Annotated in this window: 13 protein-coding genes and 2 pseudogenes; 7 read left to right on the top strand and 8 right to left on the bottom strand. The window is 63.4% G+C overall.

Going from position 1 to position 15,090, the window contains the following annotated elements; all coding sequences use genetic code 11:
• Positions 1–7: 7 nt before the first annotated feature.
• The 7 genes from AC1D0P_RS03405 to AC1D0P_RS03375 form a co-directional block, all read right to left on the bottom strand.
• Positions 8–2,116: a 3-hydroxyacyl-CoA dehydrogenase NAD-binding domain-containing protein gene (locus AC1D0P_RS03405; protein WP_477675397.1), complete on the bottom strand. Its 2,109-nt coding sequence runs from the start codon at positions 2,114–2,116 to the stop codon at positions 8–10.
• A gap of 196 nt (positions 2,117–2,312) precedes the next feature.
• Positions 2,313–3,008, bottom strand: coding sequence for an ABC transporter ATP-binding protein (locus AC1D0P_RS03400; RefSeq protein WP_074574254.1), 696 nt, complete (start codon positions 3,006–3,008; stop codon positions 2,313–2,315).
• On the bottom strand, positions 3,008–3,778 hold the full coding sequence (locus AC1D0P_RS03395; protein ID WP_477675396.1) for an ABC transporter ATP-binding protein: 771 nt from the start codon (positions 3,776–3,778) through the stop codon (positions 3,008–3,010). The genes AC1D0P_RS03400 and AC1D0P_RS03395 overlap by 1 nt, the downstream gene beginning before the upstream one ends.
• Positions 3,779–3,883: 105 nt before the next feature.
• Positions 3,884–5,176, bottom strand: a complete 1,293-nt coding sequence (locus AC1D0P_RS03390; RefSeq protein WP_477675395.1) for a branched-chain amino acid ABC transporter permease — start codon at positions 5,174–5,176, stop codon at positions 3,884–3,886.
• Between the two features lie 8 nt (positions 5,177–5,184).
• Positions 5,185–6,138, bottom strand: coding sequence for a branched-chain amino acid ABC transporter permease (locus tag AC1D0P_RS03385; RefSeq protein ID WP_477675394.1), 954 nt, complete (start codon positions 6,136–6,138; stop codon positions 5,185–5,187).
• A gap of 83 nt (positions 6,139–6,221) precedes the next feature.
• Positions 6,222–7,475: a branched-chain amino acid ABC transporter substrate-binding protein gene (locus AC1D0P_RS03380; protein ID WP_477675417.1), complete on the bottom strand. Its 1,254-nt coding sequence runs from the start codon at positions 7,473–7,475 to the stop codon at positions 6,222–6,224.
• Between the two features lie 329 nt (positions 7,476–7,804).
• On the bottom strand, positions 7,805–9,433 hold the full coding sequence (locus tag AC1D0P_RS03375; RefSeq protein WP_477675393.1) for a 3-(methylthio)propionyl-CoA ligase: 1,629 nt from the start codon (positions 9,431–9,433) through the stop codon (positions 7,805–7,807).
• A 119-nt stretch (positions 9,434–9,552) separates the two neighbouring features.
• Here AC1D0P_RS03375 and AC1D0P_RS03370 point away from each other — a divergent pair.
• From AC1D0P_RS03370 to AC1D0P_RS03340, 7 genes and pseudogenes are all read left to right on the top strand, one after another.
• Positions 9,553–10,773: pseudogene (locus tag AC1D0P_RS03370) on the top strand (protein adenylyltransferase SelO); the annotation flags it as partial.
• Between the two features lie 30 nt (positions 10,774–10,803).
• Positions 10,804–11,217 (top strand): peptide-methionine (R)-S-oxide reductase MsrB, encoded by a 414-nt coding sequence (msrB, locus tag AC1D0P_RS03365; RefSeq protein WP_477651875.1) that lies wholly within the window; start codon positions 10,804–10,806, stop codon positions 11,215–11,217.
• 82 nt (positions 11,218–11,299) lie between these two features.
• The gene (locus AC1D0P_RS03360) at positions 11,300–11,926 is read left to right on the top strand and encodes a septation protein A (RefSeq protein ID WP_477675392.1); all 627 of its coding nucleotides are present in this window, start codon (positions 11,300–11,302) and stop codon (positions 11,924–11,926) included.
• Positions 11,923–12,216 (top strand): BolA family protein, encoded by a 294-nt coding sequence (locus AC1D0P_RS03355; protein ID WP_477675391.1) that lies wholly within the window; start codon positions 11,923–11,925, stop codon positions 12,214–12,216. The genes AC1D0P_RS03360 and AC1D0P_RS03355 overlap by 4 nt, the downstream gene beginning before the upstream one ends.
• A gap of 88 nt (positions 12,217–12,304) precedes the next feature.
• Positions 12,305–13,090 carry a peptidylprolyl isomerase gene (locus tag AC1D0P_RS03350; protein WP_477675390.1) on the top strand — a complete coding sequence of 262 codons (786 nt, stop codon included), beginning with the start codon at positions 12,305–12,307 and terminating at the stop codon, positions 13,088–13,090.
• Between the two features lie 221 nt (positions 13,091–13,311).
• Positions 13,312–13,647 (top strand): annotated as a pseudogene (locus tag AC1D0P_RS03345) (hypothetical protein); the annotation flags it as partial.
• 129 nt (positions 13,648–13,776) lie between these two features.
• Positions 13,777–14,520 (top strand): ABC transporter substrate-binding protein, encoded by a 744-nt coding sequence (locus AC1D0P_RS03340; RefSeq protein WP_477675416.1) that lies wholly within the window; start codon positions 13,777–13,779, stop codon positions 14,518–14,520.
• Between the two features lie 18 nt (positions 14,521–14,538).
• On the opposite strand, the gene AC1D0P_RS03335 is transcribed toward AC1D0P_RS03340, so the two are convergent.
• Positions 14,539–15,081 (bottom strand): hypothetical protein, encoded by a 543-nt coding sequence (locus tag AC1D0P_RS03335; RefSeq protein WP_477675389.1) that lies wholly within the window; start codon positions 15,079–15,081, stop codon positions 14,539–14,541.
• Between the last annotated feature and the right edge of the window lie 9 nt (positions 15,082–15,090).

Raw genomic sequence — 15,090 nt, 5'->3', positions numbered from 1 at the left:
AGGCGGATCAGGTGGACTGGTTGAAGGTCTTGCCTTCGGCGGCCAGCTTGGCCAGCAGCGGCGCGGGCTTCCAGAATTTGGCGTCGTCCAGCGGGTTCTGCGCGAAGCGGTTCATGCTCTGCACCACGTTGAAGAGGCCGAGCTGGTCGGCGTACAGCATGGGGCCGCCGCGGTAGACCGGGAAGCCGTAGCCCATGATGTAGACCATGTCGATGTCGCTGGCCTTGGAGGCAATGCCCTCCTCCAGGATGTGCGCGGCCTCGTTGACCAGCGAGAACACCAGGCGCTGCACGATTTCCTCGTCGGATATCTTGCGCGGCGTGATGCCCAGCGACTTGCGGTGGTCCTCGATCATCTTGACGACCTCGGCGTTCGGGATCGCGTCGCGCTTGCCGGGCACGTAGTCGTACCAGCCGGCGCCGGTCTTCTGGCCGAAGCGGCCTTTTTCACAGAGCAGGTCGGCCGTCTTGCTGCACTTCATGTCGGGCTTTTCGGTGTAGCGGCGCTTGCGGATGGCCCAGCCGATGTCGTTGCCGGCCAGGTCGCCCATGCGGAAGGGGCCCATGGCAAAGCCGAATTTCTCGACGGCCTTGTCGACCTGCTCGGGCGTGCAGCCCTCGTCGAGCAGGAAACCGCCCTGGCGGCCGTACTGCTCGATCATGCGATTGCCGATAAAGCCGTCGCAAACGCCCGACACCACGGCCGTCTTCTTGATCTTCTTGCCCACGGCCATCACGGTGGCCAGCACGTCCTTGCCGGTCTTGGCGCCGCGCACCACTTCGAGTAGCTTCATCACGTTGGCGGGGCTGAAGAAATGCAGGCCGACCACGTCTTGCGGGCGCTTGGTGAAGTCGGCGATTTTGTTGACGTCCAGCGTCGAGGTGTTGGAGGCCAGGATGGCGCCCGGCTTCATCACGCGGTCCAGTTCCTTGAAGACCTTTTCCTTGACGCCCATCTCTTCAAACACGGCCTCGATCACGAGGTCGGCGTCCTTGAGCTCGTCATAGCTCAGCGTGGTGCTGAGCAGGCCCATGCGCTGCTCGTACTTGTCCTGCTTGAGCTTGCCCTTCTTGACCTGGGCTTCGTAGTTCTTCTGGATGATGCCCAGGCCCTTGTCCAGCGCCTCCTGCTTCATCTCGAGGATCTTGACGGGGATGCCGGCGTTCAGGAAGTTCATCGCGATGCCGCCGCCCATAGTGCCGGCGCCGATCACGGCGACCGACTTGATCTCGCGCTTGGGTGTGTCTTCCGGCACGTCGGGAATCTTGGAGGCAGCGCGTTCGGCCATGAAGATGTGGCGCAGCGCGCGGCTTTCGGGCGTCCACATCAGGTTGATGAAGAGCTCGCGCTCAAAGGCCATGCCGTCGTCGAACTTCCGCTTGGTTGCGGCTTCCACGGCGTCCACGCACTTGAGCGGCGCGGGGAAGTTCTTGGCCATGCCCTTGACCATGTTGCGGGCGAACTGGAAGTAGGCGTCGCCGTTGGGGTGCTTGGCGCGCAGTTCGCGCACCAGCGGCAGCGGCCGGGTGTCGGAAATCGATTGCGCGAAGGCCAGGGCCTCCTGGGCCAGCGACTCGGGCGAGGCGGCGAGCTTGTCGAACAGCTTCTGGCCGGGGATTTGCGCGAGCAGTTCGCTCTTGACGGGTTCACCACTCACGATCATGTTCAGGGCTGGCTCCACGCCCAGCACGCGCGGCAGGCGCTGCGTGCCGCCGGCGCCGGGCAACAGGCCCAGCTTGACTTCAGGCAAGGCGATGTTGGTGCCGGGGGCCGCGATGCGGTAGTGGCAGCCCATCGCCAGTTCCAGGCCGCCGCCCATGCACACCGAATGGATGGCCGCGACGACGGGCTTGGCGGAGTTCTCGACCGCACGGATCACGCTGAGCAGATTCGGCTCGGACAGCGCCTTGGGCGTGCCGAACTCCTTGATGTCGGCGCCGCCCGAAAAGGCCTTGCCGGCGCCGGTGAGCACGATGGCCTTGACGGCCGCGTCGGCATTGGCTTTTTGCAGGTTGTCGGTCAGGCTCAGGCGCGTGGCATGGCCCAGGCCGTTGACGGGAGGGTTGCTCAGGGTGATGACGGCCACGCTGCCGTGAACTTCGTAAAGGGTGGTCATTGCTGCTTCTTTCCTTGATGGGAGTTTCAGTGGTTCAGTTGTCTCGGCTGGCGCGCTAGGCCTCTGCATGCCCTGGCGGCCGTAAAAAAGTACGACCGTTCTTTTTCCATTGTAGGGGGCGTTTGTGACGGCACAAGTCCCGGGTTGGACTGTTTGGTCTATTTTTGTCCCAGCGGTGACATGCCCCCGCAGCTTTTTACACTTCGAGCCACTCTTTGCGGATGTAGGCGTCGGCCCGCAGGCTGTCGGGCGTGCCGTCAAACACGATGCTGCCGTGGCCCATGACCAGCGCGCGGTCGGAGATCGCCATGGCGATGGTGAGTTTCTGCTCGATCAAGAGCACCGAAATGCCCTTGGCCTTCAGCGTCTGCAGGTACTGGCCCACGAGCTCGACGATCTTGGGCGCCAGGCCTTCGGTGGGTTCGTCGATGATGATGAGGTCGGGGTCGCCCATCAGCGTGCGGCACAGCGTGAGCATCTGCTGCTCGCCGCCCGAGAGCACGCCGGCCTCGGTGTGCTGGCGTTCGCGCAAGCGCGGGAACATCTGGTACATGTCCTCAAACGACCAGCGCGAGCCCTTGCCGGAGCCCTTCTGGCCCAGCAACAGGTTCTGGTGCACCGTGAGCTTCGGAAAGATGTCGCGGTTTTCGGGCACATAGCCTATGCCGAGGTGAGCGATCTGGTAGGCCTTCTTGCCGACGATCTCCTGCTTTTTCCAGAGGATGGAACCCTGGCAGTCGACCAGGCCCATGATGGCCTTGGCAGTGGTGGAGCGCCCCGAGCCGTTGCGGCCCAGCAGCGCGACGATCTGCCCGGGCTGCACGTCGAAGTGCACGCCATGCAGCACGTGGCTTTTGCCGTAGAAGGCGTGGAGGTTCTGGATATGCAGCATCAATGGCCTCCCGCCTGCGCGTCGGCTACCGATGAGCCTAAATAAGCTTCCTGCACACGCTGGTCGGCGCGCACGGCTTCGGGCGTGTCGTAGGCAATGATTTCGCCGTAGACCACCACCGCGATCTTGTCGGCCAGGCCGAAGACCACGCCCATGTCGTGCTCCACCGTCAACAGCGTCTTGCCCACCGTGACTTCCTTGATCAGGTTGATGAAGCGGCTGGTCTCGGACCGGCTCATGCCGGCCGTGGGTTCGTCGAGCAGGATGACGTTGGCGCCGCCGGCAATCGTGATGCCGATTTCGAGCGCGCGCTGCTCGGCGTAGGTCAGGTTGGTGGCCAGCACGTCGCGTTTTTTGTCGAGCTTGATCATGGCCATCAATTGTTCGGCGCGCTCATTGGCGTCGTCGAGGTCGGCCAGGAAGCGGAAGAAGGTGTATTTGTAGCCCAGGCTCCACAGCACACCGCAGCGCAGGTTTTCAAACACGCTGAGCTTGGGGAAGATGTTGGTGATCTGGAAGCTGCGCGACAAACCCAGCCGGTTGATTTCAAACGGCTTTTTGCCGTCTATGCGCTGCCCGTTGAGCAACACTTCACCGCTGGTGGGCTCAAAGCGGCCGCTGATGAGGTTGAACAAGGTCGACTTGCCCGCGCCGTTGGGGCCGATGATGGCGACGCGCTCACCGGCCTGCACCTGCAGGTTGGCGCCGCGGATGATTTCGGTCTTGCCGAAGTTCTTGCGCAGGTTTTTCAACTCAAGTGAACAGGTCATATCACCCTCCCCACCAGTTGGGGCCGCGGAACCGGCTTTGCCGGGCCGCAGGCGCAGCGCCCCTTCGGGGGGAAGCGAAGTACACGAAGTGACAAGCGTGGGGGCTCACAGTAATTCCCTCCGCTTGATTTCTTTTTCAATGTCATCTTGTATCTGGCCCCATTGCGTGAGGAATTGGCGGCGCGTGAGCTCGAACAGGCCCAGTCCCGTGGCCAGCACAAAACCCGCGCCCAGCCAGCTGTTGAGGTTGGTCGCGTTAAGGCGCACGCCCATGAAGCCGAGTTCGGGGCCCAGCGCCGCGTTGAGCTGCAGGTGGTAAATCATCTCGACCATGGCGGCCGCGCCGGCCAGCGCCGTCAGCGCGGTCACCGCCATTCCCAGGTAGCCCACCCACAAGTTCCTGAGCTTGCCGAAGGAGGCCACGCGCAAATTCATCATGATCAGGCTGGCGATGCCGCCGGGCGCATACATCACCATGAACAGGAAAACCAGGCCCACGTAGAGCAGCCAGGCCATGGACAGCTCCGACAGCAGGATCAGCGCCAGCACCAGCAGGCCGGCGCCGATGATGGGGCCGAAGAAGAAGGTCGCGCCGCCCAGGAAGGTGAACAACAGCAGGCTGCCCGAGCGCAGGCCGCTCACGACTTCGGCGGTCACGATCTCGGAGTTGATGGCTGCCAGCCCGCCGCCTATGCCGGCGAAGAAGCCGGCGATGATGAAGGCGTAGTAGCGCACGCGCTGCGTGTTGTAGCCGATGAACTCSACGCGCTCGGGGTTGTCGCGCACGGCGTTCAGGATGCGGCCCAGCGGCGTGCGCGTGAAAGCGAACATGGCCGCCGTGCAGATGAAGCAGTAAAAAGCGATCAGGTAATAAACCTGGATCTGCGGGCCGAAGCTGATGCCGAACACCGGCTTGCCGTAGGCCCGGTTGGTGGTGATGCCGCCCTCCCCGCCGAAGAACTCGGGGAACATCAGCGACATGGCGAACACCAGCTCGCCCACGCCCAGCGTGATCATGGCAAAGGTGGTGCCGGCCTTCTTGGTGGTGACGTAGCCGAACAGCACGGCAAAGAACAGGCCCGACAGGCCGCCCACCAGCGGGATCAGCGGCAGCGGGATGTAAAAGCTGCCCTTGGCGGCCAGGTTCATCGCATGCACGGCCAGGAAGGAGCCCAGCCCGGCATAGACCGCATGGCCGAAACTCAGCATGCCGCCCTGCCCCAGCAGGATGTTGTAGCTCAGGCAGATGATGACCAGGTAGCCGGCCTGCGACAGCATGGTGAGCRCCAGGCTGCTCTTGAACATCATGGGCGCGACGATGAGCAGCAGCGCGTACAACGACCACAGCAGCCAGCGGCCGACGTTATAGGGTTTGAATTGGTGGTAAGGAGTTGACATGTGGCGACTCATCCTTCCCGCGTACCCAGAAGGCCTTTGGGCCGGAAGATAAGGATCAGCACCAAAAAGAGGAACGGCAGGATGGGCGCCACCTGCGAAATGGTGAGCTTGAGCAAGGGGTAGCCAAAGGTTTCAGGCGTCACCACGTACTTGAAGTGCCCCAAAAGCGTGATCAGCGACTGGTCGAGCGCAATGGCGAAAGTCTGGATCAGGCCTATCAACAGCGAAGCCAGGAAGGCGCCGCTCAGCGAGCCCATGCCGCCCACCACCACCACCACAAAGATGATGGCGCCGACCGAGCCGGCCATGGCGGGCTCGGTGATGAAGGTGTTGCCGCCTATGACGCCGGCCAGGCCCGCCAGCGCCGCGCCGCCGCCGAAGACCAGCATGAAGACGCGCGGCACGTTGTGGCCCAGCGCCTCCACCGTTTCAGGATGCGTGAGCGCGGCCTGGATGACCAGGCCTATGCGCGTGCGCGTCAGCAGCAGCCAGATGCCGGCCAGCATGGCCAGCGAAATGAACATGATGAAGGCGCGCGACTTCGGAAAGTTGGTGCCGAACACCGTGAACAGCGGCCCCTGCAGGCCTTCGGGCAGCACGTAGTTGACGGCCGATCGGCCCCAGACCAGCTGCACCAGCTCCAGCAGCAGGTAGGACAGCCCGAAGGTAACCAGCAGCTCGGGCACGTGGCCGAACTTGTGCACCTTGCGCAGGCAAAAGCGCTCGAAGGCCGCACCCATCACAAACACCAGCAGCGGCGCCACCAGCAGCGACCACCAGAAGCCTATGACCTGCGAGGTGCTGTAGGCGATATAGGCGCCGACCATGTAGAAGGACGCGTGCGCAAAATTGAGCACGCCCATCATGCTGAAGATCAGCGTCAGGCCGGAACTGAGCATGAACAGCAGCAAACCGTAGCTGAGGCCGTTGAGCATCGCGATGGTGAAGGATTCCAGATTCATCGATAAGCGCCTGTTGAAAAAAGCCGGATGAAAAAAAGGCCCGAACTCGGATCGGGCCTGTGTCCGTCAGCGGGACGCCGGGATCACCCCGGGCGCTTCATCTGGCACGAGGTGGGCGTGCTGGCCACATAGGGCTCATAGTATTTGACCGGCACAAAGGTGTAGCCCGTGTTCTCGGCATCGTAGGGGTATTTGCCGCCGGCTTTTTCCCATTTGTCGATGTAGAGGCCCTGCTGCAGCTGGTGGTCGGTCTTGCGCATCTCGACATCGCCGTTGAAGCTCTTGAAGCGCAGGCCTTCCATGGCCTTGGCCACCACGGCCGGCTCGGTCGACTTGGTCTGCGCCATGGCTTCGGTCAGGATGGTGAAAGCGTGGAAGATCGCGCCGGTGTAGAAGTCGTCGTTGAACTTCTTCTTGTAGTCGGCCTGGATCTGCTGGATCTCGCCGCCCATGTTGAGGTGGTTGTAGGCCACCATGTAGACCCGGCCGGCCGAGGCCGCGCCCAGCGCGGTCGGCGTGCCGGTGACACCGGCGTAGTAGGTGTAGAACTTGACGTTGTTCAGGCCCGCCTCGTTGGCGGCCTTTACCAGCAGCGAGAGGTCGGAGCCCCAGTTGCCGGTAATCACGGTGTCGGCGCCCGACTGCTTGATCTTGGCGATGTAGGGCGCGAAGTCGCGCACCTGCGCCAGCGGGTGCAGGTCTTCGCCGACGATCTGGATGTCGGGGCGCTTGCTGGCCAGGTTGGCCTTGGCGAACTTGGCGACCTGCTGGCCGTGCGAGTAGTTCTGGTTGATCAGGTAGACCTTCTTGATGTCCTGCTGGTCCTTCATGAAGGCCGTCAGGGCCTCCATCTTCATGGAGGTGTCGGCATCCAGGCGGAAGTGCCAGTACTCGCACTTGCTGTTGGTGAGGTCCGGGTCCACCGCGGCGTAGTTGAGGTAGACCACTTCCTTGCCGGGATTGCGTTCGTTGTACTTGGACAGCGCGTCCATGATGGCCAGCGCCGGGCCCGAGCCGTTGCCCTGCACCACGTAGCGCGCGCCCTGGTCGATGGCGGACTTCAGCGCGTTGGTGGTTTCCTGCGGGCTGAGCTTGTTGTCGATGCCGATGATCTCGAACTTCACGCCGGCCTTGTTCTTTTTGCTGAACTGCTCGGCCAGGAACTGGAAGCCCTTGAGCTGGTTGGTGCCGACCGCCGCCATCAGGCCGGACAGCGGGTCCAGCCAGGCGATCTTGACGGTCTGGTTCAGGTTGACCGCACCGCCGGCCGCGGGCGCGGTGACGGCAGCCTTGGCCGGAGCCGCGGCCTTGGCTGCCGGCGCCTGAGCCAGCGTCATGCCGCTGTAAAGCATGGCGGACACCGCCATGGCAACGCCGGCGTGCCGTGCGAAAAATCGGGTTTGGGTTGTCATCCCTTGTCTCCTGAAAATTATGAATTTGCGAACGAAATCTAACGCGGGAACCGGCACAGGTTAGGTCAAAAAATGTTGCACTGCGTCAGGGAATGCCCTAGCCGATGTCACGGACGCGACCGTGGGCTAGAGCCCCCACGTTCGCTCACTGCGTGTAGCTCTCTGCCCCCCGAGGGGGCGCTGCGCCTGCGGCCCGGCAAAGCCGGTTCCGCGGCCCCTGCTTGGTTAATACCCGCCCCGCTCTATGGCCGTGCCTAGGCTTGTGGCAATTTGTAATCCTTCAATTGCTCGCGCAGCTTGGTCTTGAGCATCTTGCCGGTGGCGCCCAGGGGAATGGCGTCGACGAAGACAACGTCGTCGGGAATTTGCCATTTCGCGGTCTTGCCTTCGTAGAAGCGCAGCAACTCTTCGCACGTGACGTCCATGCCTGGCTTTTTGACCACGGCGACGATGGGCCGCTCATCCCACTTGGGGTGCGCCACACCTATGCAGGCGGCCATGGCCACGGCCGGATGCGCCACGGCGATGTTCTCGACGTCGATGGAGCTGATCCATTCGCCACCCGACTTGATGACGTCCTTGCTGCGGTCGGTGATCTGCAGGTAGYCGTCGGGGTCTATGGTGCCGACGTCGCCCGTGGGGAACCAGCCGTCCACCAGCGGGTCGCCGCCTTCGCCCTTGAAGTATTCGCGCACGATCCACGGACCCTTGACGTAGAGGTCGCCGAAGACCTTGCCGTCCCAGGGCAGTTCCTGGCCCTCGGGGTCGACGATCTTCATATCGACGCCGTAGAGGGCGCGGCCCTGCTTGAGGCGTATCTTCATTTTTTCCGCTTCGGGCAGAGCGTCGTGCTTGTTCTTGAGCGTGCACAGCGTGCCCAGCGGGCTCATCTCGGTCATGCCCCAGGCGTGCAGCACTTCGACGCCGTAGTCTTCGCGGAAGGCATTGATCATGGCCGGCGGGCAGGCCGAGCCGCCGATGACGGTGCGCTTGAGCGTGGAGAACTTCAGGCCCGCGGGCTTCATGTGGGTCAGCAGCATCTGCCACACCGTGGGCACGCCGGCCGCGTAGGTGACTTTCTCGGCCTCGATCAGCTCGTAAATCGACTTGCCGTCCAGCGCCGGGCCCGGGAACACCAGCTTGGCGCCGGTGAGCGCGGCCGAGTACGGAATACCCCAGGCGTTGACGTGGAACATAGGCACGACCGGCAGGATGGCGTCGCGCGCGGAGATGCACATGACGTCGGGTAGCGCGGCCGCATAGGCATGCAACGTGCTGGAGCGGTGGCTGTAGAGCGCGGCCTTGGGGTTGCCCGTGGTGCCGCTGGTGTAGCACATGCTCGAAGCGGTGTTCTCGTCAAAGCTGGGCCAGTCGTAATCGGCCGCTTGCGCGCCTATCCAGCTTTCATAGCTTTGCAGATTCGGGATGCCGGAATCGGCCGGCAACTTGTCGGCGTCGCACAGCGCGATGTAGTGCTTGATGGTCGGGCAACGGGCGTGCACGGCCTGCACCAGCGGCAGAAAGCTCAGGTCGAAGCACAGCACCTGGTCTTCGGCGTGGTTGGCGATCCAGGCGATCTGGTCCGGGTGCAGGCGCGGGTTGATGGTATGCAGCACGCGGCCCGAGCCGCTCACGCCGTAATAAAGCTCGAGGTGACGGTAGCCGTTCCAGGCCAGCGTGGCGACGCGGTCGCTGAAGGCCAGCTTGAGGCTGTCCAGTGCCCTGGCGACGCGGCGCGCGCGCTGGCCCAGGTCTTTGTAGGTGTAGCGATGGATGTCGCCTTCAACCCGCCGGGAGACGATTTCCGCGTCGCCGTGGTGGCGTTCCGCAAATTCGATCAAACCGGAAATTAGCAGTGGCTGGCTTTGCATTAACCCGAGCATCAAGAGTCTCCATTGTTTTACGTAAACATCCGCAAGCGGCCCATCATGCCGCARCACAGCGGCACGGTCATGCGGGATTGCCCGTGAATCCACGGGTCCATGTCAGGTAGGGGACAATTGGCCACCAGTTCGGCGTCTGGGCCGGTCAGTTGGGCGACGGCCGCGCGCTGCTGCTGGGCGAGATAGACACCCCGCTCGGGCCGCGGGAAATCCAGCTCAAAGGCGCGGGCCAGACCCCCTATTCCCGTATGGGCGACGGCCGGGCCGTGCTGCGCAGTTCGATCCGTGAATTTCTGTGTTCCGAAGCCATGCACGGCCTGGGCATCCCGACCACGCGGGCGCTGTGCGTCACGGGCTCCGACGCGCCGGTGCGGCGCGAGGAAATCGAAACCGCCGCCGTGGTGACCCGCACCGCGCCCAGCTTTATCCGCTTCGGGCATTTCGAGCATTTCAGCTACACCGGCCAGCACGCCCAGCTCAAGACGCTCGCCGACTACGTGATAGACCGCTTCTACCCCGCCTGCCGCGAAGCGCCGCAGCCCTATGCGGCGCTGCTGGAGGCCGTCAGCGAGCGTACGGCGCACCTGATGGCGGCGTGGCAAGCGGTTGGCTTTTGCCACGGCGTGATGAACACAGACAACATGAGCATCCTGGGGCTGACCATCGATTACGGCCCCTTCCAGTTCCTGGACGCCTTCGACCCCGGCCACATCTGCAACCATTCGGATGCCCAGGGCCGCTATGCCTACAACCGGCAACCCAATATGGCTTACTGGAACCTGTTCTGCCTGGGCCAGGCCCTGCTGCCGCTGATCGGCGAGCAGGAACTGGCACTGGCCGCACTGGAACCCTACAAAACCCTGTTCCCCGAGGCCCTGTATGCCCGCATGCGCGGCAAGCTGGGCCTGGCGGACGAGCGGCCCGAAGACAAGGCCCTGGTGGACGACACTTTCAAGTTGCTGGCCGCCAACAAGGCCGACTACAGCATCTTCTGGCGGCGCCTGAACGGCTTCAAGCCGCAAAGCGGCCATGAACCGGTGCGCGACCTGTTTTTCGACCGCGAATCCTTCAATGCCTGGGCCCTGCAGTATTCTGAACGGCTGGCCGGCGCGGACCCCGAACTACGGGCCGGCCTGATGCACCGGAACAACCCGAAATTCGTGCTGCGCAACCATCTGGGCGAAGAAGCCATACGCGCCGCGAAACTAAAAGACTTTTCGGGTGTCGATACCTTGCTTGCCCTGCTGCAGTCCCCATGTGAAGAACATCCCGGCCATGACAGCTTTGCCGGTTTCCCGCCGGACTGGGCTTCATCGATTGAAATCAGTTGCAGTTCGTAACATCAAAGTCAAAATTCCAGGACACAAAACATGAGCGCCAAGATCCAGAAAACCGACGCCGAATGGAAAGCCTTGCTGGCCGAAAAAGGCGCCGAGCCGGCCGCCTTTGAAGTCACCCGCCATGCCGCCACCGAGCGGCCCTATACCGGCAAATACGAGGCCGTCTGGGCCGACGGCAGCTACCACTGCATCTGCTGCGGCGCCAAGCTCTTCGAGTCGGAAACCAAATTCGACGCGGGTTGCGGCTGGCCCAGCTTTTCCGAGGAGGCGGTGCCGGGCGCGATCGAGGAAATCGTGGACCGCAAGCACGGCATGCTGCGCACCGAAACGGTGTGCGCCAGCTGCGGCGCGCACCTGGGCCATGTGTTTCCCGACGGGCCGAGCCCGACCGGCCTGCGCTACTGCATGAATTCCGCCTCTTTGGACTTCAAATCAAAAGCCTGAAGCGGGAAAATGCATTGGGGCCGGGCCACGCGCCCGGCCAGGGACCACTCAAGGGCCTGCGCTTAGGCCAGATAATCAGCACATGAAAATTCTTTTCGACTTTTTGCCGATTGCCCTGTTCTTCGGCATGTTCAAGTACGCCGAAGGCCACAAGGACTGGGCGGCCTCCACTGCCACCGAATGGCTGGGTTTCATGGTGTCTGGCGGCGTGGTGGGCGCCACTGAAGCGCCCGTGCTGCTGGCGACCGTGGTGGTGATCATCGCCACGCTGGCGCAAATACTCTGGCTCAAGGCGCGCGGCAAGAAGGTCGACACCATGCTGTGGGTCAGCTGTGGGCTGGTTACCGTTCTTGGGGCCGCCACTATTTATTTCCATAGCGAGAGTTTCATCAAATGGAAACCCACGCTGCTTTACTGGATCACAGGCAGCGCCCTGTTGTTTGGGCAGCTGATTTTCAAGAAAAACGGCATACAGGCTCTCATGGGCTCACAGATGAATGCACCGGATTCAGTCTGGCGGGTCGTCAACTACAGCTGGGTTGTGTTTTTTGCGATCATGGGTTTGCTGAACTTGTGGATCGCGTTTACGTTTCCCACAAGTACCTGGGTCAACTTCAAACTGTTCGGCGGCATCGGCTTATTCCTGGTATTTGCGTTTGGACAAGCGTTCTACCTGAGCAAGCATGCCCAAGCGGACACCACCCCATGACCACCGCCCTTTCCAGCGCCTTGCCCGTGCGCACCGCGGAGATTGAGCGGCAGCTCCAGGCGCGGTTGCAGCCCACGCGGCTGGAAGTGATTGACGAGAGCGCCGCCCATGCCGGCCATGCCGGCGCCAACGCCGAGGGCTTCGGCAGCCATTTCCGCATCCGTATCGCGAGCCCGCTGTTTACCGGCCAAAGCCGGGTGGCGCGGCACCGGCTTGTGTATGATGCACTGCAAAATTTCATTGACGGGGGCCTGCATGCCCTGGCGATCGAGATCATCGAGTCACCCTGAAACCTGGCGGCGCCCCCGGAACGTCGGCCGCGAAGGCCGGGCATCATCCAGACACTAACAAGCATTCATCAAAGGACTGCAAGACATCATGAAGAAACAATTTTTACTGGCTACCGCCGTTGCGGGCCTGCTGGCCTTGGGCGCCCAAGGCGTGATGGCGCAGAACCTGGCCATCGTCAACGGCAAGGCCGTTCCCAAAACCCGCCTGGACTCGCTGGCCCAGCAGGTCGCCAAGTCGGGCCGTCCCGTGACGCCAGACATGGAGTCCCAGCTACGCGAGGAAGTCATCGCGCGCGAGGTCTTCATGCAGGAAGCTGAAAAGCGCGGCCTGTCGACCAGCGACGACGTCAAGGTGCAGATGGAACTGGCGCGCCAGACCATCCTGATCCGCGAGCTGTTCGCCGACTACCAGAAGAACAACCCTGTCACCGAAGCCGAGATGAAGGCCGAATACGACAAGTTCGCCGAAGCCAACGGCGGCAAGGAATACAAGGCCCGCCACATCCTGGTGGACAAGGAAAGCGAAGCCAAGGACATCATCGCCAGCCTGAAAAAAGGCGGCAAGTTCGACGACATCGCCAAGAAGAAGTCCAAGGATCCCGGATCCGGCGCCAAGGGTGGCGACCTCGACTGGGCCAACCCCTCCAGCTACGTGCCGGAGTTCACCCAGGCGCTGATCAAGCTGGGCAAGGGCCAGACCACCGACACCCCGGTGAAGACCGAGTTCGGCTACCACGTCATCCGCGTGGACGACATCCGCACGGCGCAGCTGCCCTCGTATGACGAAGTCAAGCCGCAGATCGCCCAGCAGATGCAGCAGCAGAAGCTGGCCGCCTTCCAGACCGACCTGCGCAAAAAGGCCAAGGTCGAGTAAGCAGCACCGCGGGCGCCCCCGTCCGCCTTGCCTTTCTGGAAAAAGCAGCTTTTTGGCTGCTTTTTTTCTTGGGGCCCACTCGACCGGGGCGGATTGCGTGAATTGCCGATTGACGAAGGTGGCGCGGGCCGTTCCAATGGCTCACATTCTTCCGGCGGCCCGATGCGCCAGCGCCCTGGCCTTGCTTTCTCCTCATCGCTCCCCCTACAGTCGAGGCGCATATGAATGACTCCAATCCTCTTTCCTCCCCTGCCGGCGGCGCTCCCGCCCCCGCTCTCCCGCAAGCTGTGCAGGACGCCCTGCAGCGCGGCAACCTGGTCGAAGCCATCAAGCTGATGCGCGCCGGCACGGGCCTGGGCCTGAAGGAAACCAAGGACGCGCTGGAAGCCTATATGCGCGGCGAACCGCCGGCCGCGGGCTTCGCACCCAAGGCCTTGCCCGCGGGCGCACCCCTGCCCGCGCAGGTCCAGGAGGCGCTGGACCAGGGCAACAAGATAGAGGCTGTACGGCGCTTGCGCGGCCTGACGGGCATGGGGCTCAAGGAAGCCAAGGATGCGGTGGAGGGTGTGATCGATGACGCGGGACCGGGCGCGAGCGAAGGCCTGTCCCCGGGCCAGGTGCGCGGCTCGAACGGCTTGTGGTGGTGGCTTGTTGCACTGGCCGTGCTGGGGCTGGCGGCTTTCGCGCTGCTGGGCTGCGCCTCCGCGCCGCCCGCCCCCGTCGCCGAACTGGCGCCTTCCGGCAAGCTCAAGGCTGCCATCAACTTCGGCAACCCCATCCTGGCGGTTCGCATGCCGGACGGTTCACCGCGCGGCGTCTCGGTGGACCTGTCCAACGAGCTCGGCAGGCGCCTGGGCGTGCCGGTGGAGCTGGTGACCTTCACCTCGGCCGGCAAGGTGGTGGAAGCGGTCAGGGATGCGCAGGTGGACATCGCCTTTGTCGCGATAGACCCGGTGCGCGGCGCCGACATGCTGCAGACACCGCCTTACGTCATCATTGAGGGCGCCTACCTGGTTCGCAATGATTCGCAGATACGCCGCAACGAGGACGTGGACCAGGCGGCGAACCGCGTCGTGGTCGGCAACGGCAGCGCCTACGACCTCTACCTGAGCCGCGAGCTGAAAGCCGCGAAGCTGGTCAAGGCCCCGACCTCGCCGGCGGTCACCGACGTCATGGTCGCGCAGAACATCGAGGTCGCGGCCGGCGTCAAGCAGCAGCTGGAGGCGGACGCGAAACGTGTGTCGGGCGTACGCCTGCTGCCGGGGCGCTTTATGGTGATCAACCAGGCCATGGGTTTGCCGAAGGGACGTGAGGCCGGTGCACGCTACCTGACGGCTTTTATCGAGGAGATGAAAGCCTCGGGTTTTGTCGCGCAGGCCTTGGCGCGGCATGGGATCGAAGGGGCGGCTGTCGCGCCGCCCGGCCGCTAAGTCCCTAAGGCCGGGAAATCAATCCCGCCGCAAGGATTGCAGCATCTGGATCGCGGGTCCGTTGACCGCCGCTGCGTCGCCGTTGCTCAGGATCGTAAAGCCCACCTGCAATTCGCCGACCGCGACCATGCCCTGTGTCAGGTTGCGGTATTCGCCGGGTTTGGGCGCCTTGTCGGTAGCCGAGAAGTAGGCGCCGAACAGGCCCTGACCCGACAGCTCACGCACGGGAAGCTCCGCCTCGACAGCCTGCGGCTTGGCCTTCTCGGCAGCGGCCGCCACCATCGCGCGCAGGAAGTCCGGTGTCAGCGGTTTGGCGTCGGCACGCATCGACCAGAGGGGCGTCACCATAATCTGGAAGTTTTTCTCGGTGATGGACGACAGGACAACGGTAGGCGGCAGCTCTGGCGCGGCGCGCCGTATCTGGCCCCGCCAGCCCACGGGAAGCGGAATGACCAGCGCCGGCCGCTCGGGCAGCGCCACGCGCATGTCGGCGGCCATGGCGCCGCAGGCGAGCAATCCGGACAAAGCGGCGATGAAGGCGCGCTTGAGCAATCGGTTCATGGACATCCC

The sequence above is a fragment of the Polaromonas sp. P1_G2 genome, assembly GCF_056405515.1.
Note: the sequence above shows the minus strand (reverse complement) of the source record. Positions and strands in the feature narration are given on the sequence as shown.